Here is a 24,169-nt window from a genome sequence, read left to right as displayed (position 1 = left end):
GCGCGGCCGCGGCACCGGTTCACACCGGCATCGTCGCCTGCACCGTGGTGCCCTCGCCGGGGCTGGAATGCAGTGTCAGGTCGCCCTGGCACGAGCGCACCCGGAACCGCATGCCGGCCAGGCCGTGGGCGCCCTGGCGGATGTGGGCCGGGTCGAAGCCCAGCCCGTCATCCTTCACCTGCACCCGCACCCGTTCGCCCTCACGGCGCAGCGTGACGTGCACGTTGTGCGCCGAGGCGTACTTGGCGATGTTGGTCAGCGCCTCCTGCACCAGCCGGTAGATGGCCAGCGCGCGGTCGGACTCCATCTGCACATCGTCGATCTCGGTGTGCACCGCGATCTCGCTGCGCTGGGCGAACTCCACGCACAGGATCTCCAGCGTGCGCTGCAGCCCGAGGTTGTTCAGCGACGAAGGGTGCAGGTCCTCGATGATGCGGCGTTTCAGCGCAATGCCTTCGTCCAGCGTCTTGGCCAGGTGCACGATGCGCTCGTTGACCTCGGGCTTGGCCTCGACCAGGCGCTTGCGCATGCGGGCCACGTCCAGCTTGGCGGCCGTCAGCAGCCCGCCGAGTTCGTCGTGCAGCTCGCGGGCCAGGCGGTGGCGCTCGTCCTCGCGCACGCTTTGCAGGTGCTTGGCCAGGTCCACCAGCTCGTGGGTGCGGCGGTCGACCTCGGTTTCCAGCTTGTCGCGCTCGGCCTGCAGCGCGAGCAGGTGCTGCACCCGCTCGCGCTCGCGGTCGCGCGAGAGCCGCTGCATCGCGAACACCGCGGCCAGGCACAGCGCCACCATCGCCGCCAGGCCCAGCCTGGCCCAGACCTGCATGCGGTCGCGCTGGCGGCCGGCGGCGTCGAAGGCCTGGGCCTCGGTGAGGTTGATCTCGTCGGCCTGGCGCGTGACCTGCTCCATGTAGTCGCGGCCGATGTCGGTCATGAACAAGGCCATCGCATTGCTGCGGTCGCCGGTGTCGAACAGCCGCACGACTTCCTGCGTCTCTGAGACCTTGCGCGCGGCCACGTCGGCCACCTTCAGCAGCGTGTCGCGCTGCGCCGGGCGCTTGTCGGCCAGCGTGCGCACGTCGGTGATGGCGCCGTTCAGGTCGTCCAGCGTGCTGTCATACGGCTGGCGGTAGGCGGTGCGGCCGGTCAGCAGGTAGCCGCGCTGCGAGGACTCGACGACCAGCAGCAGGCGGCGCAGCCGGCCCACCACATTGCGCGTCTCCAGCGCCTTCTCGCGCTCGGCGTTGTACGAGGCCACGCTGTGCACGCCCATCTCGTTGACCAGCAGCACCAGCAGCGCCAGGGCCACCGCGAGCGGGCCGATCAAGCTGGCGAACGGGATGCTGGTCAATCCCCTTGTCACGCTGCGCATCGCAACCCCTTACACTGCAAGCTGGGTATCTTGGCCCGCCGGAGAAAAACATGATTCGCATTGGCATCGTTGACGATCACGCCATTGTTCGGGCGGGGCTGCGCCAGTTCCTCACCGAGCAAGTGGACTTCCGCGTGACGGCCGAGGCGGTCAACGGCAAGGAAGCGCTGGAGATCGCCCGCGGCGACGAGGTCGACGTGCTGCTGATGGACATCTCGATGCCCGACCAGAGCGGCGTCGATGCGCTGGTCGCCATCAAGGCCCGCCGCCCCGAGCTGCCGGTGCTGATCCTCAGCGGCTTCCCCGAAGCCCACTACGCCACCACGCTGCTGCGCCAGGGCGCCAGCGGCTACCTGAACAAGGAATGCGACCCGGAGGAGATCGCCACCGCGATCCGCACCGTCTCGCGTGGCCGGCGCTACATCACGCCCAGCGTGGCCGAGATGCTGGCCGACAACATCACCGGCAACCTCGACCGGCTGCCGCACGAAGCGCTCAGCGAGCGCGAGCTGCAGGTCTTCCTGCGTCTGGCCAAGGGCGAGACGGTGAGCCACATTGCCGACAGCATGTTCCTCAGCGTCAAGACCGTCAGCACCTACCGCGCGCGGGTCATGGAAAAGCTTTCGCTGTCGACCAACAGCGAGCTGACCTACTACGCACTGAAAAACGGCCTCATTCAATAAGGTCGCCGCCCGCGACAACCTCATTGCAAGCCCGCGGCGCTCTGGCCGCCGGTTGAATCGCCCCCGGCACCCTGGCCGGCGAGTTCGATGCAGTAGTCGATCAGCAGTTCGATCTCGCTGGACTTGTCGAACACCCGGTCTGCGCCCAGTGAGGCGCATTGGCTGCGCACGCTGGGCGTGGCGAAATTCGTCAGCACCACGCGCGCCGCCAGGTGCTCGTCTTCCTTCAGCGCCCGCAGCACATCCATTCCTGAGCCCTTTTTCAGGAAGATGTCGACGATCACCAGATCGCAATCGTGCACCTCCCGCACCAGCCACTGCGTGGCCGATTGCGCATCTTCCGCCGCACCCACGACCGTCACCGGCGCCATTTCCTCCAGCGCGGCAACCAGGTTGCCGCGAATGATGGGGCTGTCCTCGACGACAAAGATCTTGAGTTTGGGCATCAGCGGATGCGCCCGACGCTGTCGTCGGCGACGAGCACGCAACAAAGGACCGAGTGTAGAGGTGGGGTCTGACTGGACTTGTAGGAAGAGTCTTATTTTGCCGGCTGCGTCGGCCTGATCCCACAGGGGCTCGCGGCCCACACCGACCCTCGCGAACCCGCTCACGGCCCACCATCAGGGCTCATCGGCGCGCATCTTCCATCGTCATCTGATCGTCCTGCACGCCGCCCCGACATGCCGCCTTTGAGCGGCCCGCCAGGAAGCTTGCATGACCTCCCATTCCAACGCGCCCGATTCCGACCGCAGCACGCAGGCGCTGCGACAGGCGCTGGACATGGCCTTCGACATCCGCTTCGCGATGGTCTCCATCCCGGGCGCACGCGTGGTGCCGCGCCCGATGCTCACCCAGCGCCTGGACGACGAGGACAGGCTGTGGTTCTTCGCCCCCGCCGCCAGCGAGCTGGTGCGCGCACTGCCGGGCGAGCATCGCCTGCTGCTGACCTATGCCGACCCCGGCGCCCAGCGCTACGTGAGCGTCGAAGGTGGCGGCGTGGTGCTGCGCGACGAAGCGCTGGCGCGGGACATGTGGGCGCCGATGGACCAGGCCTATTTCCACGGCCGCCCGGCCGACCCCGCGCTGCGCCTGCTGTGCGTGCGGCCGCAGCGCGCCGAACTGTGGGCCCAGGACGGCACCCGCCTGGGCCAGTACGCCCGCCTGCTGGCCGCAGCAGCCGGCCTGACCCAGCTTTCACCCGATCCGCTCAAGCGCCACGCCGTGATCCTGCGGCGCGACTGAGCCGTGAGTGTCCCCCGTCCAACCCGCTCTCTTTGCCCGCCAGGAGTGAACACCATGCTGAAGAAACTGTCCCTGATCGTGTTGACTGCGCTGACCACCGAGTTTGTCCGCCGGGTGGTCGAGCGCGCGGTGCAGCGCGCCGACGAACGCAAGCACCTGGCCCACAAGGCCGCGCAAAAGCAGGACGTGGCGCGCTGGGAGGACGAAGGCGGTGCGGTGGTGACACCCGCGCTGCCGGTGCCGACCCAGAGCGCCCAGGCCCAGGCCAATGCACCGCGCGGTCCTTCCAGTCCCGCCCAAGGCACGCCAGCGGCCGCGCTCTGAGCACAGAGCCGCGTCGCCCGCGCCGATTTTCTTGTTCATCAACAGAAGGCCGCCCTGCTTGCCAGCCGGCCCAGGAGACTGCCATGACCCGTTTGATTGCCCCATCCTCCACCCCGCAGCCCATGCACCGCGGCGCGCGTGCCGCGCTGCTGGCCGTTGCCAGCCTGGCGCTGGCCGCCGCCGGCCATGCGGCCACGCCCACGGTGTCGAGCTACCAGGCCGAGCGCCAGGCCTGCGCGACCAAGCCCGACACCGACCGTGCAGCCTGCCTGCGCGAAGCCGGTGCCGCGCAGGACGCAGCGCGCCGCGGCCAGCTGACCAGCCTCAGCCCCGAGCAGCTGCACACCAACGCGGTGGCGCGCTGCGCGCCGCTGCCCAATGACCAGCGCGAAGCCTGCCTGCGCCGCATCGAAGGCGAGGGCGCGACGACTGGCAGCGTGCAGCAGGGCGGCGTGATGCGCGAGCTGGTGGTGCGTGCCCCCGGGCAGCTGCCGCCGCCCGCTCCGGCCCCGGCCCCGCGCTGAGCGACGCAGGCTCACCGATGAGCCCGCCGACCCCGCCCTCCCGCCCTTGCCCGGCACCGCCGGGTGACGGCAGCGTGTGGCACCTGCTCAAAGGCACGCTGCAGGCCTTCATCGACGATGGCGGCAGCAGCCGCGGCGCGGCGCTGGCGTACTACACGCTGTTTTCCGCCGCGCCACTGCTGTTGATCGTGATTGGCGTGGCCGGCCTGGTCTTCGGACCTGACGCCGCTCGCGGCGAGATCTTCGAGCAGCTGCGCGGGCTGATGGGCCCCACCGGCGCGGCCGCGATCCAGGCGCTGCTGGAAAGCGTCAACCAACCCCACGAGAGCCTGGGCGCCACGGCGTTGGGCATTGTGCTGACCCTGATCGGCGCCACCAGCGTGCTGGCCGAGCTGCAGCGCTCGCTGGACCAGATCTGGTGCGTGCCCACGCCACCCAGCTCGGGCCCATGGTCGCTGGTGCGCGCGCGCCTGCTCGGGCTGGGGCTGATCCTCTGCCTGGGCTTCCTGCTGGCAGTGTCGCTGGTGCTTTCGGCCGGCATCGCGGCCACGATGCGCTGGTGGTCGCGCTGGTTCGGCGAATGGGCGCTGCTGGTCGAGGCGGTGAACCAGGTGCTGTCGGTCGGGCTGATGGCGGTGGTCTTCGCGCTGATCTACAAGATCCTGCCGAGTGCCAAGGTGCGCTGGGCCGACGTTGGCACCGGCGCGCTGTTCACCGCGCTGCTGTTCACCATCGGCAAGGGCTTGATCGGCTGGTACATCGGCACCAGCAGCGTGGCCTCGGGCTTCGGCGCGGCCGGCTCGTTTGTCGTCGTGCTGATCTGGGTCTACTACTCGGCGCAGATCTTCCTGCTCGGCGCCGAATTCACCTGGATCCATGCGCAGCAACGGCAGGGCTTGCGGCGCGCCGCTTCGCCCGTCGCCGCCGGGCCGCAGCCGGTGCAGCACAAGCACCGGCTGCGCGCCTGAACGCTTGCGATTGGCCCCGCCACACGGGCCATCGTCCTACAGGGCTTGAAGCGCTGGTCTGAAACAGCCGGGAGGCCGACGCGGCCACAGTGCAAGACATGCCATCTTCGTTGCACCCCTTGTCGGCCAGCGCCGGCCCGTCGCCAGCCGCTGCGCCTGACAAGGCCGGGCGCCCCCGCCATCGCCGCGGCCTGATGATGATCGGCGCGCTGCTGGCCCTGGTGGCCGGCGTGGCCATTTGCGAATGGGCCGGCTGGCCCTTCCTGATCGAGCCGCTGCGCGGCCGCGTCGAAAACGCGCTGCAGCGCCCTGTCACGCTGGAAGGCAAGGCCAGCCTGCACCTGCTGGGCGGCGTGAAGCTGGACGTGGACCACATGCGCGTGGCCGATGCCGACTGGACCGGCAGCCCGGCGATGCTGGACGTGCAGGACCTGAAGCTGCAGCTGCGCTACCGCGACCTGTTTGCCGCCGGCCGCGGACAGGGGCTGCGCGTGCGCTCGCTGACGGCCCACACGCTGAGCGCCAACCTGGCGCGCCGCGCCGACGGCGAGGCCAACTGGGCCCTGGGCCCGCTGGCCGCCAAGGAACCGGCCGCCACGCCGAACAAACCCTCCCGGCTGGTGATGGACGAACTGCTGGTCGACAGTTTCTCCGGCCAGTACAAGGACGCCTTCCTGATGGCCGACGCGACCTTCAGCGGCGCCTTGACGGCCGGCGAGCAAAACGGCACCGGAGGGCTGCGGGCCCAGGCCGATGGCCACTACCGCAAGGCCGAGCTGCATGCGCGGCTCAGCTCCGAATCGCCGCTGCCCATGCTCACCGAAGGCGGGCAGGCGCCGCCGGTCGCGGTCGTCTTCAAGCTGTCCACCGGCCAGGTCAAGCTGGACTTCGACGGCAGCGTGTCGGACATGCTGGGCGCGCGCAACCTGCGCGGCAAGTACCAGCTCTCCGGCCCATCGCTGGCCGCCGTGGGCCAGCCGCTGGGGCTGACGCTGCCGACCACCGAGGACTTCACGATGCACGGCGACCTGGTCCGCGAGGGCCCGCGTTTCCGCACCCACGTGGCTGCGGCGCGCGTGGGCCGCAGCCAGATGTCCGGCGACTTCCTGTTCGACACCAGCGGCAGGCGCAATGTGCTGACCGGCGCGCTGAACGCCGGTGTGCTGTGGCCCTCGGACCTGGCCCCGGCAGTCGGCGCGCCGAACGATGCCGCCACCGCGCGCCGCCAGGCCGACGACAAGGTGCTGCCGCAGCGCGAGTTCGACCTGCCTTCTTTGAAGGCGATGGACGCCTCGGTGGACCTGCACATCCTGCGCATGCCGCTGAACAAAGACGGCAGCACCAGCATCACGCCGCTGAACGCCAAGCTCACGCTGGACAACGGCAACCTGCAGCTGGACATCGACAAAGCGCAGCTGGGCGACGGCCAGATCCGCGGCCGCATCGGCCTGGCGGTGAGCGACAAGCCCGGCAGCGCGCCCCGCAAGGCCGATCCGTCCACGCTCGCCGCGGCGCGCGAGGCTGCGGCGTCCGAAGCCGCCGCCGATGCCAGCGCGGTGATGGGCGAGGCCGCGCAAGCGCTGGCCACCGCGCCACTGCGCGCGCCCACTGCGTCCGACCCGCTGGGCATGCAGACCGCGCGGCCCGAAGCCGTCAGCGACGCGCACTGGTCGACCGACCTGCGCTGGACCGGCATCGCCATCGAGCAGGTCGTTCCGACGCCCGGTTCCAGCACCACCGCCAAGCCAGGCGAGGATCCCACAACCAAGGACAAGGTGCTGCGCGCCATCAAGGGCGGCGAGCCGGTCAAGGCCGGCACCAAGGGCCCGGCCGCACCCTATGCCAGCGGCCGCCTGGCCGGCCGCATCAAGCTGGACGGGACCGGCCGCTCGACCGCGCAGATCCTCGGCAGCGCCACCGGCCAGGCCCAGGTGCTGTGGACCCGCGGCACCGTTTCGCATCTGCTGGTCGAAGCCGCGGGGCTGGACCTTGCGCAGTCGCTGGGCCGGCTGATCTCGGGTGACGAGCCGCTGCAGGTGCGCTGCGGCGCCGGCTCGCTGGCCTTCAACAACGGCGTGGTCAAGCCCATGCCGCTGGTGATCGACACGCATGACTCGACGCTGTGGGTGGACGGCGAGATGTCGCTGAAGACCGAACAGCTGGGCCTGCGCGCGCTGGTCTCGCCCAAGGACGGCACGCCCATCAGCCTGCGCAGCCCCGTGCGCCTGACCGGCACGCTGGCCTCGCCGGGCTTCTCGATCGAGAAGGGCCCGCTGCTCGAAAAGATCGTGCCCAGCGTGCTGCTGGCCTTCGTGAACCCGCTGGCCGCGATCATCCCGCTGATCGACACCGGCGACGAGAAGGCCGCGCAGGAGGCCGACCTGGCCTGCCGCAACGTGGCCGAGCGCATCACCGGCAAGCGCTGAGCCACGCAGCCGGCCCTTCACGGCGCCGGCTGCCATCCCGCTTGACGGGGGTTCGCAGCTTAAATATGATGCTCGTCATATTTTGCTGAATCCCCTCATGAGTCGCACGCCCCAGAGTCGCAAGGCCGAAAGCCACGATCGCATCGTCGAAGCCGCAGCACGGGCCATCCGCCTGCGCGGCTATGCCGGCGTCGGCGTGGCCGAGGTCATGAAGGAAGCCGGCCTGACCCACGGCGGCTTCTACGCCCACTTCGACTCGCGCGATGCCTTGCTGGTGGCCGCACTGGAACGTGCCGGGCGCGAGAGCGTGGAAAACCTCGGCAAGGCCGCCGAGCGGCATGCACTGAAGGGCCACAGCGCCTTTCGCTCGCTGGTCGAGAGCTACCTGGCGGACGACCTGCTGAAGTCGCTGGACGCCGGCTGCCCGGTGGCGGCGCTGGGCTGCGACATGCCGCGCCAGTCCGCGCCGGTGCGCGAAGCTTCGGCGCTGCGCGTGCAGCGGCTGATCGCAGGCATACGCAACACCTTGCCCGCCGCCTCGCAAGCCGGCGCCAGCGTCATCGCCGCCACGCTGGTGGGCACGCTGCAGCTGGCCCGCGCGCTGGGCGACAACGACGAGGGCCGCAGCCTGCTGGCCACCACCCGAAAGGCCTTGCTGCTTCAGCACGACCGCTGAACCTGCGCGGGCCGTCGTGCCCCTTTTTTTTGCCCCCGCAATATGACGAGTGTCATATTTTCATCCCACCGCCTCAGGAGTTCCTCATCATGAAGATCGACAACACCATCGCCCTCGTCACCGGCGCCAATCGCGGCATCGGCCTGGCCTTCACCAAGGCCTTGCTGGCCCGCGGCGCGCGCAAGGTCTACGCCGCCGCGCGCGACCCAGCCAGCGTGCCGGCGCTGCCGGGCGTCGAAGCGATCCGGCTGGATGTCACCAAGCCCGACCAGGTGGCCGCCGCGGTGGCCCGTGCCGGCGACGTGAACCTGCTGGTCAACAACGCCGGCGTCGGCCAGTTCGGCGGCTTCCTGGCCGCGGACAGTGAGGAGGTCGCGCGGCAGATGCTGGAGGTCAACTTCTTCGGCATGTTGCGCATGAGCAAGGCCTTCGCGCCGGTGCTGGCCGCGAATGGTGGCGGGGAGAGCGGCGGCGCACTGCTGAACGTGCTGTCCATCGTCTCGTGGATCAACGGTGGCGAGCTGGCCGGCTATGCCGCGAGCAAGTCCGCCGCCTGGTCCCTGACCAACGCGCTGCGCCACGAACTGGCCGCGCAGCGCACCCAGGTGCTGGGCCTGCACATGGCCTTTGTCGACACCGACCTGGTGCGCGCGGTGGACGGCCCGAAGACCAGCCCCGAGCTGATCGTCGCCCGTGCACTCGACGGCCTGGAAGCCGGCTTGGATGAGGTGCTGGCCGACGAGCGCACCCAGCTCACCAAGCTGGGCCTGGTCGCCGCCCGGCCGAGCTACCTGCCGCAAGCCGCCTGAGCCTGAAACACACGTCCACCGGGAAGCCCGCCATGACCCTCGCCACCGCCACCGCGCCTCTGCCCACCGCCCGCGCGGCGTCCCCCTGGCCGGTGTTCTGGGTGGCCAGCGTCGCGGCCTTCCTGGTCTCGCTGGACAGCACGCTGCTGTACGCCGCGTTTGGCGCGCTGCGCGCCGGCTTCCCGGGCGCCACGGCGGCCGAGATGTCGTGGGTGCTGAACGCGTACACCGTCGTCTACGCGGCGATGCTGATCCCCGCCGGCGGGCTGGCCGACACACATGGCCGCAAGCGCGTGTTCCTGTTTGGCGTCACGCTGTTCATTGCCGCCTCTGCCGCCTGCGGGCTGGCCGGCAGCGTGGGCTGGCTGATCGCAGCGCGCGTGCTGCAGGCGGTGGGCGCGGCGCTGCTGACGCCGGCTTCGCTGTCCATCGTGCTGGCCGCCTTCCCGCAGGAGCGGCGGGCGCTGACGGTGAGCCTGTGGGGCGCGGTGGGCGGCTTCGCGGCGGCCGTCGGGCCCAGCCTGGGTTCGCTGGTGGTGCAGAGCGTGGGTTGGCCTTGGGCGTTTTTCATCAACCTGCCGATTGGCGCGATCTCGCTGTGGCGCGGCGCTGCGCTGCTGGCTGAAACGCCGCGCGCCAGCACCCGCCGCAAGATCGACGCGGTGGGCATGGCGCTGCTGGTCACGGCTGTCGGCGCGCTGGCCCTGGCCATCGTCCAGGCGGACGCGCCGAGCTGGTCGCGCAGCCAGCTTGGCGCGGTGGCCGCCACCGGCTTGATCGCGCTGGTGGCGTTTGTGATCTGGGCGCGCCATGTGCGCGAACCGCTGGTGGACCTGGGACTGTTCCGCCACCGCACCTACAGCCTGGTGAACCTGGCCACGCTGAGCTTCGGCATTGCGTTTGCGATGATGTTCTTCGCGTTTTTCTTCTACATGAGCGAGGTCTGGCACTACAGCCAGGCGCTCGCCGGCCTGGCCATCGTGCCGGGCCCGTTGACGGTGATGCCGGTGGCCATCCTCACCGGCCGCCTCGCCGGCCGCTACGGCCACCGGCCCTTCCTGGTCGGCGGTGCGTTGCTGTACGCGGCGGCCGGGCTGTGGTTCATGCGGGTGCCCGGGCTGGAACCGGCGTACCTGACGCACTGGCTGCCCGGCCTGTTCCTCAGCGGGGCCGGCGTCGGGCTGGTGATGCCTTCGCTGTCGGGTGCCGCGGTCAGCAAGCTGCCGGCGGCGCACTACGCGGTGGGCAGCGCGGTCAACCAGGCGGTGCGCCAGATCGGCGCCGTGATCGGCGTGGCCATCACGGTGCTGCTGCTGGGCCACGGCGCGCTGCAGCGGCACGACTTCGACGCGGTCTACGCGCTGCACATCGGCCTGGCGCTGCTGACGGCTGTGCTGTGCCTGGGCGTGCGCACGCGGCCGGTGGCGGCCCCTGCCGCAAAGACGTAGCCGGCCGCGCGTGGACGGCTGGGGAGCCCGGTCGCAGAATGCGCCGGTCTCATTGCCGGAAGCCGCCGTGGCCCTTGACGCACCCACCTTCACCCTCTATGGCGCCAAGGCCTCTGGCGCGGTCGCCGTCGAAGCGGCGCTGACCTTGCTGACGCTGCCTTACCAGCTCATCGAAGGCGCCACCTGGGCCGAGCCCGAAGCGCGCGAGCGCGTGGCACCGGTCAACGCGATGCGCCAGATTCCCACGCTGGTATTGCCCGGCGGCCAGGTCATGACCGAAAGCGCCGCGATCCTGATCTACCTGGCAGACCTGCACCCTGCCGCCGGCCTGGCCCCGGCACCTGAGGATCCGCTGCGCGCCCAGTTCCTGCGCTGGATGCTCTACGTCTCGTCCGCCATCTACGCGCTGCACTGGATCAAGCCGGACGTGCAGCGCATTGGCGCGCCGACCACCGCCCGCGAACAGGTGGTGAACGCCGTGCACGAGCGCATTGCCTTCTGCTGGCAGCACATGGACAGCCAGCTGGCGCCGGGCCAGTACCTGCTGGGCGACACGCTCACCGTGCTGGACCTCTACGTCGCCGTGGTCTCCCGCTTCGGCCCCTGGCGCGAACGCTTCTGCGAAGCCGCCCCACGCATGGCGCAAGCAATGGCCCGCGTGGACGCGCACCCGCGCCTGCAGGCGCTGTGGCGCGAGCGTTTCGACGAGGCATGAGCAGACGAAAAAATGCCCGAGCCGGGAGACCCGGGTCGGGCAGAAGGTCAGGGCTCAGGAAAAACTCCGTCGTCGACGGGCCCGTTCAGGGCCGGTCGCAAGCTCAAGGGCGAACGACGATGTCGTTGCGCACAGCCTTGACGCCGCCGGTGCCACGCGCGATGGCGTCAGCCTGCGAGCGCTCGGCCGTGCTCTTGGCGAAGCCGGACAGTTGCACCACGCCCTTCATGGTTTCAACGCTGATCGACATCGCGCTGACGGTAGGGTCGCTGGCAAAGGCGGACTTGACGCGGGCGGTCAGCGCCGAGTCGTCAATGTAGGCGCCCACCGATTCCTGCTCGCGCGTGACCGCGCAGCCGGTGGTGGCGAGGACAGCGGTGGCCGAGATGACAGCGGCAAGGATGAAACGTGCATTCATGGGGATCTCCAGTGGGGTTGTGAGTTGTGAACGGGAAAAAATAAGCGGGAAGCGAAGCGCAGGCCGAGGCCTTCAGCGCTCCAGCCAGTCGCTGAGTTCGTCGGCGTGCTTTTCTTCATCGGCAAGCACGTCTTCGAGCAGGCGGCGGGTGGTGGGGTCCTTGGGGCCGATCAGCTCGATCATCTGGCGGTAGCTTTCCACCGCCACACGCTCGGCCACCAGGTTGGCGCGAATCATCGATTGCAGGTCCTTGGACTCGTCATAGTCGGCATGGCTGGACTGCAGCAAATGCGCGGGATTCAGGTCCGGTTCACCACCCAGCTCGACGATGCGGCGGGCCAGCCGGTCGGCATGGCCCAGCTCTTCGTTGGCATGCACCAGGAATTCGTCGGCGATGGCGGGCGAGGCCACGCCCACCGCGGTGAAGTGGTGGCGGCGGTAGCGCAGCACGCAGACCAGCTCGGTCGCCAGCGCGTCGTTCAGCAGCTTGACCACGTCGTCACGCCAAGGCCCGTAGGCTGGCGTGACGGCGCCATCCGTGATGTCGCGCTTGGCAGCCTTCAGCCCCGCTTCGTCGAGCTGCAGCCGGCCATGTTCGGCGGCGGCCTGGCCGGGTTGGCCAGACTTGGCGGCCTGCTTGGCTGCGGCGGTGGGGAAGGGGGTGGACATGTTGGCTCTCCTGCGGGACGCGTTGGGATGGCTGATGGAAATGCGAGGCGATGCGAAGGTCAGCGGCAGACTGACACTCAGCCGTTCTTGACGGCCAGCTGGTTGTCGACGCTCTGCACGCCGTCCACGCCCATCGCCAGCCGGGTGGCGCGTTCGCGGGCGCTGTCGGTCGGCGCGGTGCCGTGCAGTGCCACGCGGCCGTTGACCGTGTCAACGTTGATGCGCAGCGCGCTCAGCTCCTTGTCCTTGGCCAGCTCGGCATTGATGGACGCGGTGATGGTCGCGTCGCCCACGGCGCCCTTGGCTTCCGCGCCGGCCTGCTTGGCATCGGCCTTCAGCTCGGCACCCGCCTGCTTGGCGTCGGCCTTGAACTCGGCCGTGTCTTGGCGCATCTTGGCCTGGGCTTCATCGCTCTTCTGCTCGACCTTGGCGACGGCCGCATCCAGGCGCTGGCCTGCGGTGCGGGAATCTTCGCTGCGGTCGCAAGCGCCGAGGACGGCGGCCGCCACGATGGCGGTCAATGCGGTCATTCGGCCGAGGGGGGGAAAGTGGTCAGTGGTCATGCGGGGCTCCTGATGAGGTGCCGATGTCCGGCGTTGATGCAACGATAGACAAACCCCGTCCTCCGCGTGGTCGGCTGTGGACTCTTCCGCGTGTCGGAGAGCACCGACATCGGTGTCAGCGGCAGGACCGGCAATTGCCCCAAGGGGCTCGTCTCGCCACGCAAGGCCGCCTGCGAAACCAGGCTTGCGCAAGCTCGCGCCGCGGCGGGTCAGTGCGAGACCGAGCCGCGCTGCCGTGCGAACCAACGCGAGGGTTGACGCGGCATCACCGGGCGCCCCGCCGTGGTTCAGCCGTGGTTGCCAAAGCGCAGAACGGCCCACCAGGCGGTCAGCATGCCGGCGGCGGAGACGCACATGCCCCACACGCCGTCCACCAGGCTCACCTGCACGCTCCAGCCGCGCAAGGTGGCCCAGTTGGTGAGGTCGTAGGTGCCGTAGGCCACCAGCCCGACCAACGCGCCGCGCCACAGCGCAGTGAAGGCGCTGTCGACCTGCGGGCCCCAGGCCAGCGCGAGCAGGCCGGCGGGGTAGCCGAAGTAGAACAGGACGGTAGGCAGCAACGAGGGCGCGGGGCGCATCAACTCGCCGATCTCGCGCTGGTAGAAGCCGCGGGCAATGCCCAGCAGCCAGGCGGCGTCCAGCAGGCCGATGGCCAGCAGCGCGCCCAGGTAGGCGGTGAACCAGCCGCCCAGGCCCACCGGCCTCATGGCGCGCTCCGCAGGGCAGCAGAGGGCTGGACGGCGGGGCTGGGCAAGGCAGGCATGGCGCGGCTTGGGGCGGAAAAGAGGGGCGGGCGGCAGGCGTGCAAAGACGCGCCACGGGGCCCCTGTGCGCCGCAAGAAACAGGCCGGCGGAAGGCGACGACAAAAAGGGTGCAGGCTTTGGTGAAGGTGCCGGTAAACGATGGCTGGGTTATGGCCATTGTTCGGAGCCATGGTCTACCGGCAAGCTGGACAGAGCCACACTGGTGGTCTGCCGATTCACCTCGGCCTGCACGCTGTTTGTCGGGTGCCTTGTTCGGGGTCGGTCAGCAGCTTGGCTGGACTGCTGCAGTGCTGCTGACCATGGACGCTACTGTAGGCAGCGCAAACCGCCCGCGGTGTAGTCGCCTCCCGGGACGGGCTGTAGGACAAAGCCTCGGCAAGGTTTTGCCTTGCCCCCAGGCAAGCGCCTGCCGCTGGGGGAAGATGGGCGCCGATGATCACTTCCAATGCCATTCGCCTGGCCGTTGCCGCGGATGCCGCGGCCATTGCCCTGATGTCACGCCATCTGATCGAGCATGGCCTGCCCTGGGGCTGGGACGGGCAGCGCGTGGCGCAGGCCATTCTGGCGCCGCACATCAACGTGGCGGTGACGGGGCCGCGCGGCGCGCCCGTGGGTTTCGGCATCATGGCGTACCACGATGACGATGCGCACCTGGTGCTGTTCGCGGTGCAACCGGCACGCCAGCGGCAGGGGCTGGGCAAGGCGCTGCTGGACTGGCTGGAGGCTGCGGCCCGGGTGGCCGGGGCCGAGCGCATCCGGGTTGAAGCGCGGCGCGAAAACCTCGCCGCCAGGATCTTCTACAACGAGCTCGGTTACCACGAGCGCATGATCAGCAAGGCCATGTACAACGGCCAGGTGGACGGCGTGCGGCTGGAGAAATGGCTGCGCGTGCACGACGTGTCGGCCAGCGGCGCGGCGTCGTGAGCGCCCCCAGACCTGCCGCTTCGCGTCAGGCCCCCCGAGGGGGTCAAGAAAACTCGGGAGCGGCCCTTCGTTTTCTTGAGAGCCTGGTGCTCAGGCGTCGAGCCGGCCTTCGCGTGGGCCGGCTTCGTCGGCCAGCGCGAGGCAGTAGTCGATCAGGTCTTCGATCTCGCCGGACTTGTCGAACACCCGGCTGGCGCCGAGCTGCAGGCACTGGCGGCGCATTTCGTCGGTGGCGTAGTTGGTCAGCACGACGCAGCGCGGCGCCGGCCGCTTGCGCGCGCCGTCCTGCCTTTGCCTCGCATCGCTGAGCCGGCGCAGCACGTTCAGGCCTGAGCCCTGGCGCAGGAACAGGTCCAGGATGATGATGTCGCAAGGGGCCGGCGGGTTTTGCAGCCATTGCAGCGCGCCGGGCTCGTCTTCGGCATGGCCCACGACCTGCAGCGGCACCATCTCCTCGAGGGCGGCCGCAAGGTTCTCGCGGATCACGGGGCTGTCTTCGACAAGAAAGGTCTTGAGTACCGGCATGTCTTGCACCTGAACGGCAGCGCACGGTTTTGCTGCGTTGCGGGATTCCAGTTTAGGCAGCACCGGCGCCGCGGCCTGTAGGACGGCCGGCTGAATGGGCGCCCGAGAACATGCCCTTGGCGCGGCTCGCCGGTCTGCTTCACGTCTGCTTCAGATCAGAGCCAGCGCTCGAACAGGCGGCCCGTCCACTCCTTGAGCCTGGCGCCCAGACCACGCTGGGCCCAGGCAGCAGGCGTGATGGCAGCCGAGGCCTGCAGGTCGCGCTGGAACTGGGCCTCCAGCACCTGCGCAAAGTCGTCGCCCACGACGACCAGGTTGATCTCGGCGTTGTCGGCAAAGCTGCGCCAGTCCAGGTTGCTGGAGCCGACGGTGGACCACACGCCATCGACCACGGCGGTCTTCGCGTGCAGCATCGCGTCCTGCAGCTCGTGCACCTGCACGCCGGCTTCCAGCAGCTGCTGGTAGTAGCCGCGGCCAGCGGCCAGCATCAGGCCGAAGTCGCTTTTCGACGGCAGCACCAGCACGACCTGCACGCCACGCCGCGAGGCGTCGCACAAGGCCTTGAGCATGTCCTCACCGGGCGCGAAGTAGGCCATGGTCAGGTGCACGCTCTGCTGGGCCGCGTCGATCGCGCGCAGCACCGAGCGGTAGATCGGGTTGGCTTTCTGGCCGGGCTGGCTGAGCAGCAGCTGCAGCACGCGCTCACCTTGCACCGGCGTGGGCGTGGTGGGCGGCGGCGGCAGCTTGCCCTCGCAGCCCTGGCCGTTCCACTGGTGCTCGAAGGATTCGGCCAGCGCCGGCACGATGGGGCCCTGGACCTCGATCTGGGTGTCGCGCCAGCCGTTCTTCAGCGGGTCGACCTGCGGCGCGCGGCGGCGCAGGCTGAAGGAGCCGGAGGCATAGACCTGGCTGATGTTGATGCCGCCGGTATAGCCAATGCGGTCATCGACCACCAGCAGTTTGCGGTGGTCGCGCTGGGTGATGTTCCAGAAGCCGGCGCGCTCGAACGGGCTGACCGGGTTGTAGCCGCAGACGGCCACGCCGCCGGCGCGCAGTTCCTCGAAGAAGGTCTTCTCCGAGCCCAGCGAGCCGACGCTGTCGTAGATCACCGCGATCTGCACGCCTTGCGCGGCCTTGCTGCGCAGCAGGTCGGCCATCTGGCGGGCCAGGCCTTCGTCCTCGAAGATGTAGCTCTCCAGCAGCACGCGCCGGGTCGCGCCGGCAATGGCCGCACGCATCGCGCCCAGGGCCTGGGGCCCGTCGATCAGCAGCCTGGCGGTGTTGCCGCGGTACAGCGGCACGTCGGGCATGCCGTCGGCCATCACCTGCAGGTGGTGCAGCGCCAGCTTGGCGTGGCCCTCGGCGGCCACGCCGGCGACGATGTTGCGGGTGGCGGCGTCAGACACCTCGCCCTTGGAGTCGGCCACCTTCAGGTCACGGCCCAGCGCGCCCACGCTGGCCGCCACCGGCATGGCAACCGCCTCTCTGGGCGGCAGCGTGGCGCTGCAGGACACATTGCTCAAACAGACCCAGCTCAGCGCGAGCGCGCACAGCGCACCGCGCCGGCTGATTGCAGGCGTAGCCATAGAGGTACTGCTTTGGATGAAGCGCGCAGCGCGGGCTGCGGCGAAGGCGCCGGGGCGTCCGGCGTCAGAACTTGCGGACTTAGAACTTGGACTGCCAGCTCAGCGACAGGCCGCCACGGCGCGGCTTGAGTGCCATTTCGTTGGTACCGCCCAGCTGCATGCGGAAGGTGCCGAGTTCCTTCCAGGCATCGGCGTCGGAGCGGGGCTTGAAGCCGCGGTCGAAACGCTCGACGCGCGCGGTGAAGGCCAGCTCGACATGCGGCGAGGCCGGCGGCGGGCCGCCCACCATCTGCGGCGCCGGCAGGCTGGGCGCCAGGCCCACGCGCCAGATCGAGCGGGTCGGCGCGCCGGTGTCCCGCCAGAGCGACAGCGTGGAGCGCTGCGAGGTGTTGAGCGTGCGGCCACCGCCCAGGCTGGGGGCACGGTAGCGCGCGGCCATCTCGGCGGCGGCTGCCGACGAATAGCCGTCGTAGGCGGGCAGCGGCGTCGGCTGGCCGGTGATGGGCGTGGCGGTCGACACCTCGCCGGAAGCCAGGGCACTCGCCGGCACGCTGGCTGGCAGCTGCTTCACGGCGGCCGCCGGCTCGGCATCGCCTGCCGGTCCGTCCTGCGCAAGCGCCGGTGCGGCGCTGCACAGCGCGATCACCGCGGCCAAGCCGCAGCCACACACGCCAGGCAAACTGCCGGCTGACACGCTGACGCTGATCATGAGGTGCTCCCAGGAGTCGGATCTAGAGGGGTTTCGATGGGGGATGGAAATTCAGTGGCATCGGATGAGGCGGGGCCTGGGCTGACGGCTTGGGTCGCACTGGCAACCGCACCCATCAACACATCACGAACAGTGCGCTGGGCCAGCATCTGGCCTTCGGCCAGCAACGTGGGCCAGAGCAGGAAGCGCCAGACGCGGGGCAGCAGCAGGTAGACGAAGCTGCCGGTCGCCGCAGAGGCCAGCAGCAGGGTTTTCGGGTGACGCAGGGCCAGCGGCCTGAGCTGGCCTTGCAGCAGCTGCTCGGCCTCCAGCAGGCCACTGAGCCTGCTCAGGCCCAGCAGGGGCGCCAGGAAGCTGAAGCGGCCCAGCCAGCGGCCCCAGGATGGGCCGCGGCGACGCGAGCCGGCCTGCGCAGGGCCTTGCTCGGCCGCCATGCCGTCCAGGATCTGGCTGCGGTGCATCACCAGTCGGGACGCCGCGAGGCTGACCGCAGCGGCACTGCCCTTGGGCGCGCTTTCCGCAGCAAGCGCCATCGCTGCCTCTGCATCCGGTGGCAACGTGCTCATGATGGTTCGGCCTCCCGGGCCGGCGCTGACGAAGCAGAAGACGGGGGGCTGAACGCCGGTTCGCCGACAGGCTCAGGCGATTGGGCGACCGCGCTGTTGGCCATGGCCTGGGCCGCGGTTTGCGCGGTGGCCGGCAGCAGCAGCGCTGCGTCCTGCGCCAGCTGCGCGCGCAGCGTGGCAAAAGGGGTGGGCTGGACGCTGCCGGCGGCGATGAAGGCAGCCAGCACGCCCAGCGCAAGCGGCACCAGCGGCACCGCCCAGAACAACCAGCTGGCCTGCCAGCCGGCTTGCGCGCCAGGGCCTTGGGCCACCAGCAGCGCCACGCCGCCCAGCATCAGGCCAACGCCCAGCAGCACCGCCGCCGCCACCGCTGCCACCGCCCGGCGCTGCCAGTACTGGCCGGCATAGGCCAGCTCGGCCTCGGTCAGCGCCGCATAGCGCCGCGCATGCTCGATCGCCAGCGACGGGTCGGAGACCAGTCGGGAGACAAGAGGCGGCAGCATGCGGATCTCCGGGAGGGCGGCAAGAGGTGGGGCGAAACGGGGCGGCAGGCGCAGGACGATCAGCGGTCGCGCTGCTTGGCCAGCAGCACGATCAGGCCGGTCAGCGCGGCGCCGACGGCGGCTGCCACCAGCATCGACTTGACCGGCTCGTCGCGCACATAGCGCTGGGTGCGGTCGTTCAGCGCAGCGGCTTCGTCCTTCACATGCACGGCGGCGCTCTTGGCCATCTGCGCATTGCGGGTCCACCAGCTTTCGGCCATTTCGCCGAAGCGGGCAGCTTCCTTGGCCACGGCTTCAGCCACCGGCTGCACAACGGAGGCGGCCTTGTCGGCAGCTGCGCTGGCGGCACCGGAAATGGTGGAAGAAGAAGTGGGGGTGGTGTTGGGAGTGGTGCTCATGGGGATCTCCTAGGGTGGATTGAAACAGCGGGGGAACAAGGTCAGAAAGCGGAAAAGGGTGGCGGCAGACGCCCAGAAAAAAGCCATGGCATGCATGTAGCACGCCAGGCCATTCAGGCGACTGCCGTCAACCGCGTCCGCGCAGCAGGTTCACGATCAGGCCGGCCACGGCCAGCACCAGGAACACGAAAAACAGGATCTTCGCGATGCCTGCTGCTCCAGCGGCAATGCCGCCGAAGCCGAAAAGCGCTGCAATCAGCGCAATGATGAAAAAGACAACGGCGTAATGCAGCATGAGTTTCTCCTGTGAGACCGTTGCCGGCCGCGGTGGATGGAAGGCGATGGACGAAGGTTAAAAGCCCCCTCTGCTGCAGGGCGTGGGCTGTTGGCGCGAGCCGCCGTCGGTGGGCATTGCATGGGCCTGTAGGACCAAGCCCACAACAAGCCCCTCACGGCGCCTCGCCAGAGCCCGATGTTGCATTGCAGCGCTTGTCCGTTCGCTTGTCCAGGGCCTGATGGGAGTGGCCGTGACGCCCGTCAACGCTGCTGGCCGCGACAACGCGCAGCGCGTGGAGGCTTCGAGCGGGATGTTCCTGTGATGACAGAATTGCCGTTACTTGACGCGTGAGGCCCAGTATTGCGGCCGTTTCTGATGCGGTGCGATCGCGATGACGAGCAATGCCTGCTGTGAAGGCCGATAAACGATGCTGAACGGAAAGCCTTTGACAAGAAGGCTGCGCGTTTCATTGAATGACGGCGCTCCGCCAAGCGGGTGAGTGGCAGCGCGGGAAACGGCTGCTTCCACTGCGGCTTGAAAGCGAACGCCTGTGCCCGCCCGGACCTTAGAGTAGTAGGCAACTTCCTTCAACAGCTCGAGCTCCGCCGCAGGAAGGAACCGGACCTTGATCACTGTGCGATGCGCCTGGCCTTGGCAAAGACTTCTTCGGCATCAATGGCTTCCACCGCGCCTTGGTCATACTCGGCCAAGCGACGCGCAATCTCGGATTCCCAGGCGGCGTCCAGTTCGGCCGCTGCCGTTTCGTTGAGCGATTCCAGCAGTTGATCCACCAGCCGTTCACGATCTTCCGGGGACAGCGCTCGTCCGCGCTTCACGAGTTCAGAGACTTGATCAGGCATGGCAGGCTCCTTAGTAGGCCTGCCGCAGTTTATCGTTCTGGCGGTGGCATGGCATGCATTCTCGCCATTGCTTGGTGCACGACCATGCAACCTCCGCCTGTCGTGCTTTGATTGTCTCGTCGGCTTTCGACGCGGTGAAGCGGTCTACTCGTCGCCGGTCTCGGACTCGAGCACTAGCGTGGTTGCCTTGACCTTGACCGTGACGTTCACTAGGCTCGGTGGAACGAACAGGACGCAGCCTGCGCCGTGCCCGCCTGCCCAACCGTGCTTCGGCGCCTCGGCGGAGAACCAGAGCTTGACGTTCTTAGCGATCCTCTAGGCGTCCTTCCCCGTGGCTTGGTCGTATAGGGCAAGAATCCGCTCGGCTGTGCACAGGACAGCTCGATCCTTGAGCATGCAGGAAGCGGGTGTCGGGAACTTGAATGCCATGTGTTCGTCTCCTTTGAAATGTGGTTGCTTCTCACTGAAGCCAGTCGATCGGAATCAACTTCTCTCCGCCGCGCCACCGTTCTACGACGGCCGACTGAAACCAGCCCTCGGTCAGGTCGGCGTGATCCATGACGATGATCTGCAGGTTAGGCGCCAACTCACTCGCCGCGTCGGCGATCAACTTGAACAGCGCAAGCACTGCCTCTTGATCTTCGTCCTTCAGTACCTTCAAAGAGCCGTCCACATCGCGTGCCGGCGGGTAGTGCGCCTGCGACGGCTGGTCGAAGATGATGAAGCCCGGCACGGGCCGACCCTTCATCCGAAACCACTTGTGCAAGGCGAGATGCGCAAGGATGTGATAACCGACCCAGTTCTCGCCGCTACCCATCTTGTAGAGAGGAACTGGCCCGTCGATGGTGTCGGCAACTACCGTAAGGTTGCGAATGTCCAGGCGTAGCTGAGAGTCGCTGTGCTCCAGTTTCAACGACCTTGAGTAGTCCGTCATCTCGCGACCGATGATGTTCAGAAACGCGCTGAGCTTTTCGCGAACGGCATTCATGTCCAGCTCGGCTTCCAGCGCAGCCACCCGGGCAACCGCCAGTTCATGCTGCCGTTTCAGGGCCGAGTTGTCATCCCGATTCGTCGCGGTCTCGACGTACTGCTGAACCTTTCCAACGACCCTGGCGCGGAGAATGAACGCATCTTGCTGAACACGCATGATCTCGTTCTCTTGAATCCGCGCGTTGATTCGATGCTGGTTTTCGCGAAGCTTCGTCTGGATGTCTGCTTCCTCGCGTTGAAGCGCCGCGAGTCGTCCTTGAAGACGCGGGTTTTCCGCTTGTACCGTCTCTAGCTCGTCGTTGAGTCCCTGAAGCACCTGCGCGATCCGCGCCGCCGCAGGAACCTGGTTTTCAAGCACGCTTGCGCAAACCGGGCACTGCTCCATCCCGTGCACGTGAGCTGCATTGAAGAGACCCACCGTGCTGAGACGAGCGCGCTGCTCCTTCGCCTCTCGTTCGAACCCCATCGTTTCGGACGTGAATACCCGCGTCGATCGAATCTCGCTGTTCAGACGCTCCATCTCCTCACGCAGGTTCTGCCGCTGGGTGCGCAGTTCCGCCAGTGCCGCTTCTCCATCGCCAACCACCGCATCGCTGCGCGGAAGATCCTCGCTGCCAATGCGGCGTAGGGCATCGATCGCTCGTTCGTAGCTCGTCGGCCTGAAACGCTCGTCCAGCAGTCCGACATGCCGTGCCTCGTCGAGCAGCGCCTGAGCGCGCGGATAGGTGCTGCTGTCCAACGCCTCAGCCTCACGCACCTGACGATCAAGCTGCCGGAGAGCTCGCCGCGCCTGTTCAAGCTGAGCTTGCTTCAGCAGCCGATCTTCGTCGATCGCGCCGAGGAAGTAGGGAAACGTGTCGCGGATGGCTTGCCCGACGAAGTCCTCACCTTGGCGGTGAAACAGCCGCTGCTTGCTGTCAATATCGTTCTGATCTTGAAACGAGAACAGCAGGGCATGGCGAAAATTTGCGGCCAACGGGTCACGCGTCGGAGTCTCTGGTCGATGTTCGTTTTCGCTGATGCCGATCGCGCTTCCGAGGAACTGTTCCAGCGCATCCACCGTCATGTTCTTGTGAAGAGCTACAGCCTCGGGCAACTCGATCTGCGTGCCGCGCTCGACATAGACCTCCGGGCTCGTCTTCTCCCCCACGGCGGGGTTCTTGCGAGCGACAAAAATCTGACCGCCGCCGAGTTGAAACAGCACACCGTACCAGCCCACGTGCTTTCGAATCACACCGGCAGCAACGTTGCACTCACTCCTTCCTGTGCAGTAGTCGATGATGTCGATGATCGCTGACTTGCCCGTCTTCGATGCTCCCGTCAGGACGCTGAGGCCACCGACGTTGAATGCAAGCTCTCGGACCTGACCAGCGTGACTGTAGAGAACAAGCTTTGCTATCTGCAGGCTCACGGTGCCACTCCCCATGCAGAAAATATCGTTGATGTTGTGCCCGCTGCCGAGAACCATCGGCCGATGAACGCGGCGCGATCGGCGCAAGCGCGAGCATCTGCCGTGAACAGTTCTGTTCGCTTCTCGGTCGGCGCGAGAAACCGAGCGGATGGGGCGAGTTCGCCGTCCTCGCCAAGCTCGATCGCGCCGTATGCAACCCCAAATAGGATTGCCTCTCTGGACATCGTCTTGAGCTGGCTGACTCGCTGGGCGAAGCCGATCAGACACCCTTGATTGCTTTGAACCCAGGAAAGCAGTGAAGTCACCGTCGAGTGCGGCAGTGCCGCGCGCGTCGGTTGATGAAGCACGATGGGGAGCACCAAGAAGGCAAGCGCAAAAGGCAACGGCCGGTGCGCCTTGCCTTGAAAGTCCTTCGCGGCCACCGCCAGCAAGGTGGCGCAGAAGGCGGGATTGAAGAGGTTTGCCTCCTCGACAGCCCGGTCATCCCAGCTCTTCATGCTTGATCCTCCTTCCCTTCCTCAGGCGTCTCCGCCTGTTCCGAGAAATCGGGATGCCAGCCCACTTTGAGGCGGTTCGCCAAGATATGAAAGCTGCCATGCGTCAGGAAGCGATGGGCGGCAGATCGAAGCGGATAGAGCGCGTCCACCTCTGCCCATTTGTAGAGCAACCGCCCCGATGCAACCTTCGCCTCGTCACCACATGCCTTCGGAAGCTCGTCGACCATGGCAGCGAACCTGGGCTGCCAGGCCTCTATCAGCTGCTGCTCATATGAACCAACCTCGCCATCAACGAGAAGCTGTTCGCGCGCCCACTTCGACCGCTGCTCAGATGCCCGGTAGTAGTCGCGGATGGCATATTCGATCCGTTGCGATCCAATGTTGATGCGTCGCAGTTGGCGAACGAATGGGCGCTTGTCGAGATCGGCAACCACTGCAGGCGATGGTGTCGCCGCACCGAAATCGACGGGAAGCGCCGTCCGACGAAACTCCTCCCGAAGCTCGTCCACTCGGTTGTCGATCGAAATGACGGGGATAGAACTCCGGTGGCCAAGCACGTTGATCACAACGCTGAACCACCACCCTTCCAATCGTTCCACGAAATGATCAACGTGTTCCTTGGCCACGGCCATTCGAACCGCCCGGCAAATGTCTTCGCGAACATCAACGATGTTGGGCGAACCATCAAGGATGTCGATCGACTTCAACAGGTTTGCTTGTCGCACCTCCGCGAGGTCGATGAACGCCTTGTAGGCGGCTGCATTCTCGGAGCTCTTGGATGTTTCGGCAGTGTGGATGAAGAGTTGCCGCGCGCGGTGCTCGTCACGGTCTCGCATTCGTAGGAAGGATGCAGCCGATCCGTCAGGCGCGGCGCCGGTGGTCACCAGGATGAAGCGGCGGCGGAAGACCTCATCGACATCCGTCGCCACCTGGCGCGCCCAAATGCCGAGCGTCTTCCAAAGGTCTACGCTGGCGTCAGTGAGCTTCCCCGCTTTGGCGACATGATGCTTCGTCTGGATTTGTTCAACCGGCGACCCTTCCTGCACGAAGGCGACGTCGTCGAACTTTTCGATCGTCAATTCCAGTTCTGGACGATCGGAAATTGCTTCAAGCCCCTTGAGCAGGGCAAAGCGACACTGAAATAGATAACCCGTCGCGGCAGCCGCAGCCTCGTGCGCGCTTTCCTTCTTCTTCGCCATCTGCGACTACGCCTCCCTTGGCATAGTGGATCGGCACCGTCACTCGTTTGGCGCGGCTCTCCGATTCCTACATATGTGCGCGTAGTGGATCGCATATGCTGAAAAAACTCAACCTCCTCCTCTCC

29 protein-coding genes are annotated in these 24,169 nt (G+C 67.6%); 11 read left to right on the top strand and 18 right to left on the bottom strand.

Translation table 11 applies throughout. From position 1 onward, the window contains the following. Positions 1–19 precede the first annotated feature (19 nt). Entirely contained in the window at positions 20–1,369 is a 1,350-nt protein-coding gene (locus tag LRH25_RS07265; protein ID WP_231010559.1) for a CHASE3 domain-containing protein, read from the bottom strand. Positions 1,370–1,419: 50 nt separating this feature from the next. On the opposite strand from LRH25_RS07265, the gene LRH25_RS07260 reads away from it, so the two are divergent. Further along, positions 1,420–2,052: a response regulator gene (locus LRH25_RS07260; protein ID WP_141291274.1), complete on the top strand. Its 633-nt coding sequence runs from the start codon at positions 1,420–1,422 to the stop codon at positions 2,050–2,052. Positions 2,053–2,072: 20 nt separating this feature from the next. Here the strand turns inward: LRH25_RS07260 and LRH25_RS07255 are convergent, their stop codons facing one another. Beyond that, on the bottom strand, positions 2,073–2,498 hold the full coding sequence (locus tag LRH25_RS07255; protein ID WP_141291272.1) for a response regulator: 426 nt from the start codon (positions 2,496–2,498) through the stop codon (positions 2,073–2,075). A gap of 268 nt (positions 2,499–2,766) precedes the next feature. Here LRH25_RS07255 and LRH25_RS07250 point away from each other — a divergent pair, with 268 nt between their 5' ends. The 9 genes from LRH25_RS07250 to LRH25_RS07210 all read left to right on the top strand — a co-directional run bounded on the left by LRH25_RS07250 (position 2,767) and on the right by LRH25_RS07210 (position 11,184). Next, positions 2,767–3,294 (top strand): pyridoxamine 5'-phosphate oxidase family protein, encoded by a 528-nt coding sequence (locus LRH25_RS07250; RefSeq protein ID WP_231010558.1) that lies wholly within the window; start codon positions 2,767–2,769, stop codon positions 3,292–3,294. 54 nt (positions 3,295–3,348) lie between these two features. After that, on the top strand, positions 3,349–3,618 hold the full coding sequence (locus LRH25_RS07245; protein WP_231010557.1) for a hypothetical protein: 270 nt from the start codon (positions 3,349–3,351) through the stop codon (positions 3,616–3,618). Between the two features lie 83 nt (positions 3,619–3,701). Continuing rightward, the gene (locus LRH25_RS07240) at positions 3,702–4,142 is read left to right on the top strand and encodes a hypothetical protein (protein ID WP_231010556.1); all 441 of its coding nucleotides are present in this window, start codon (positions 3,702–3,704) and stop codon (positions 4,140–4,142) included. Between the two features lie 17 nt (positions 4,143–4,159). Further along, on the top strand, positions 4,160–5,110 hold the full coding sequence (locus LRH25_RS07235; protein WP_231010555.1) for a YihY/virulence factor BrkB family protein: 951 nt from the start codon (positions 4,160–4,162) through the stop codon (positions 5,108–5,110). 98 nt (positions 5,111–5,208) lie between these two features. Continuing rightward, a complete protein-coding gene (locus tag LRH25_RS07230; RefSeq protein ID WP_231010554.1) occupies positions 5,209–7,536 on the top strand; it encodes an AsmA family protein in 2,328 nt (775 codons plus the stop codon). A gap of 97 nt (positions 7,537–7,633) precedes the next feature. Next, positions 7,634–8,212: a TetR/AcrR family transcriptional regulator gene (locus LRH25_RS07225; protein ID WP_231010553.1), complete on the top strand. Its 579-nt coding sequence runs from the start codon at positions 7,634–7,636 to the stop codon at positions 8,210–8,212. Between the two features lie 89 nt (positions 8,213–8,301). After that, positions 8,302–9,021 carry an SDR family oxidoreductase gene (locus LRH25_RS07220; protein WP_231010552.1) on the top strand — a complete coding sequence of 240 codons (720 nt, stop codon included), beginning with the start codon at positions 8,302–8,304 and terminating at the stop codon, positions 9,019–9,021. A gap of 32 nt (positions 9,022–9,053) precedes the next feature. Further along, positions 9,054–10,469: a DHA2 family efflux MFS transporter permease subunit gene (locus LRH25_RS07215; protein ID WP_231010551.1), complete on the top strand. Its 1,416-nt coding sequence runs from the start codon at positions 9,054–9,056 to the stop codon at positions 10,467–10,469. A gap of 67 nt (positions 10,470–10,536) precedes the next feature. Further along, positions 10,537–11,184, top strand: a complete 648-nt coding sequence (locus LRH25_RS07210) for a glutathione S-transferase family protein (protein WP_231010550.1) — start codon at positions 10,537–10,539, stop codon at positions 11,182–11,184. A gap of 103 nt (positions 11,185–11,287) precedes the next feature. On the opposite strand, the gene LRH25_RS07205 is transcribed toward LRH25_RS07210, so the two are convergent. The 4 genes from LRH25_RS07205 to LRH25_RS07190 form a co-directional block, all read right to left on the bottom strand. Then, a complete protein-coding gene (locus LRH25_RS07205) occupies positions 11,288–11,602 on the bottom strand; it encodes a BON domain-containing protein (protein WP_141288764.1) in 315 nt (104 codons plus the stop codon). Between the two features lie 72 nt (positions 11,603–11,674). Beyond that, positions 11,675–12,271, bottom strand: a complete 597-nt coding sequence (locus LRH25_RS07200; RefSeq protein WP_141288763.1) for a ferritin-like domain-containing protein — start codon at positions 12,269–12,271, stop codon at positions 11,675–11,677. Between the two features lie 77 nt (positions 12,272–12,348). Then, positions 12,349–12,834 carry a BON domain-containing protein gene (locus LRH25_RS07195; protein ID WP_141288761.1) on the bottom strand — a complete coding sequence of 162 codons (486 nt, stop codon included), beginning with the start codon at positions 12,832–12,834 and terminating at the stop codon, positions 12,349–12,351. Between the two features lie 287 nt (positions 12,835–13,121). After that, the gene (locus LRH25_RS07190; protein ID WP_141288759.1) at positions 13,122–13,541 is read right to left on the bottom strand and encodes a DUF2177 family protein; all 420 of its coding nucleotides are present in this window, start codon (positions 13,539–13,541) and stop codon (positions 13,122–13,124) included. 490 nt (positions 13,542–14,031) lie between these two features. On the opposite strand from LRH25_RS07190, the gene LRH25_RS07185 reads away from it, so the two are divergent. Further along, complete coding sequence (locus LRH25_RS07185; RefSeq protein ID WP_141288757.1) at positions 14,032–14,523, top strand: GNAT family N-acetyltransferase; 492 nt, start codon at positions 14,032–14,034, stop codon at positions 14,521–14,523. 90 nt (positions 14,524–14,613) lie between these two features. Here the strand turns inward: LRH25_RS07185 and LRH25_RS07180 are convergent, their stop codons facing one another. The 12 genes from LRH25_RS07180 to LRH25_RS07125 form a co-directional block, all read right to left on the bottom strand. Beyond that, positions 14,614–15,048, bottom strand: a complete 435-nt coding sequence (locus tag LRH25_RS07180; RefSeq protein WP_141288755.1) for a response regulator — start codon at positions 15,046–15,048, stop codon at positions 14,614–14,616. Between the two features lie 155 nt (positions 15,049–15,203). Continuing rightward, positions 15,204–16,634, bottom strand: coding sequence for a phospholipase D-like domain-containing protein (locus tag LRH25_RS07175; protein ID WP_141288753.1), 1,431 nt, complete (start codon positions 16,632–16,634; stop codon positions 15,204–15,206). 79 nt (positions 16,635–16,713) lie between these two features. Then, positions 16,714–17,343: a hypothetical protein gene (locus LRH25_RS07170; RefSeq protein WP_231010549.1), complete on the bottom strand. Its 630-nt coding sequence runs from the start codon at positions 17,341–17,343 to the stop codon at positions 16,714–16,716. Continuing rightward, positions 17,340–17,909, bottom strand: coding sequence for a hypothetical protein (locus tag LRH25_RS07165; RefSeq protein ID WP_231010548.1), 570 nt, complete (start codon positions 17,907–17,909; stop codon positions 17,340–17,342). The genes LRH25_RS07170 and LRH25_RS07165 overlap by 4 nt, the downstream gene beginning before the upstream one ends. Next, entirely contained in the window at positions 17,906–18,412 is a 507-nt protein-coding gene (locus LRH25_RS07160; RefSeq protein WP_231010547.1) for a hypothetical protein, read from the bottom strand. Before LRH25_RS07160 ends, LRH25_RS07165 begins: the two co-directional genes overlap by 4 nt. 59 nt (positions 18,413–18,471) lie before the next feature. Continuing rightward, complete coding sequence (locus tag LRH25_RS07155; RefSeq protein ID WP_141288648.1) at positions 18,472–18,810, bottom strand: hypothetical protein; 339 nt, start codon at positions 18,808–18,810, stop codon at positions 18,472–18,474. Positions 18,811–18,937: 127 nt separating this feature from the next. Then, on the bottom strand, positions 18,938–19,105 hold the full coding sequence (locus tag LRH25_RS07150; RefSeq protein WP_141288647.1) for a DUF1328 domain-containing protein: 168 nt from the start codon (positions 19,103–19,105) through the stop codon (positions 18,938–18,940). Positions 19,106–19,423: 318 nt separating this feature from the next. Further along, positions 19,424–19,720: a type II toxin-antitoxin system RelE/ParE family toxin gene (locus LRH25_RS07145; RefSeq protein WP_141288646.1), complete on the bottom strand. Its 297-nt coding sequence runs from the start codon at positions 19,718–19,720 to the stop codon at positions 19,424–19,426. Then, a complete protein-coding gene (locus LRH25_RS07140; protein ID WP_141288645.1) occupies positions 19,717–19,947 on the bottom strand; it encodes an addiction module protein in 231 nt (76 codons plus the stop codon). Before LRH25_RS07140 ends, LRH25_RS07145 begins: the two co-directional genes overlap by 4 nt. Positions 19,948–20,407: 460 nt before the next feature. Further along, positions 20,408–22,405, bottom strand: coding sequence for a DUF3732 domain-containing protein (locus tag LRH25_RS07135; protein ID WP_141288644.1), 1,998 nt, complete (start codon positions 22,403–22,405; stop codon positions 20,408–20,410). Continuing rightward, entirely contained in the window at positions 22,345–22,845 is a 501-nt protein-coding gene (locus LRH25_RS07130) for a three component ABC system middle component (protein ID WP_141288643.1), read from the bottom strand. Before LRH25_RS07130 ends, LRH25_RS07135 begins: the two co-directional genes overlap by 61 nt. Next, positions 22,842–24,044 (bottom strand): ABC-three component system protein, encoded by a 1,203-nt coding sequence (locus tag LRH25_RS07125; RefSeq protein ID WP_141288642.1) that lies wholly within the window; start codon positions 24,042–24,044, stop codon positions 22,842–22,844. The genes LRH25_RS07130 and LRH25_RS07125 overlap by 4 nt, the downstream gene beginning before the upstream one ends. Between the last annotated feature and the right edge of the window lie 125 nt (positions 24,045–24,169).

Origin of the sequence: Ideonella azotifigens, assembly GCF_021043325.1 — a bacterium.
GTDB classification, from domain to species: Bacteria; Pseudomonadota; Gammaproteobacteria; order Burkholderiales; family Burkholderiaceae_C; genus Ideonella; species Ideonella azotifigens.
Note: the sequence above shows the minus strand (reverse complement) of the source record. Positions and strands in the feature narration are given on the sequence as shown.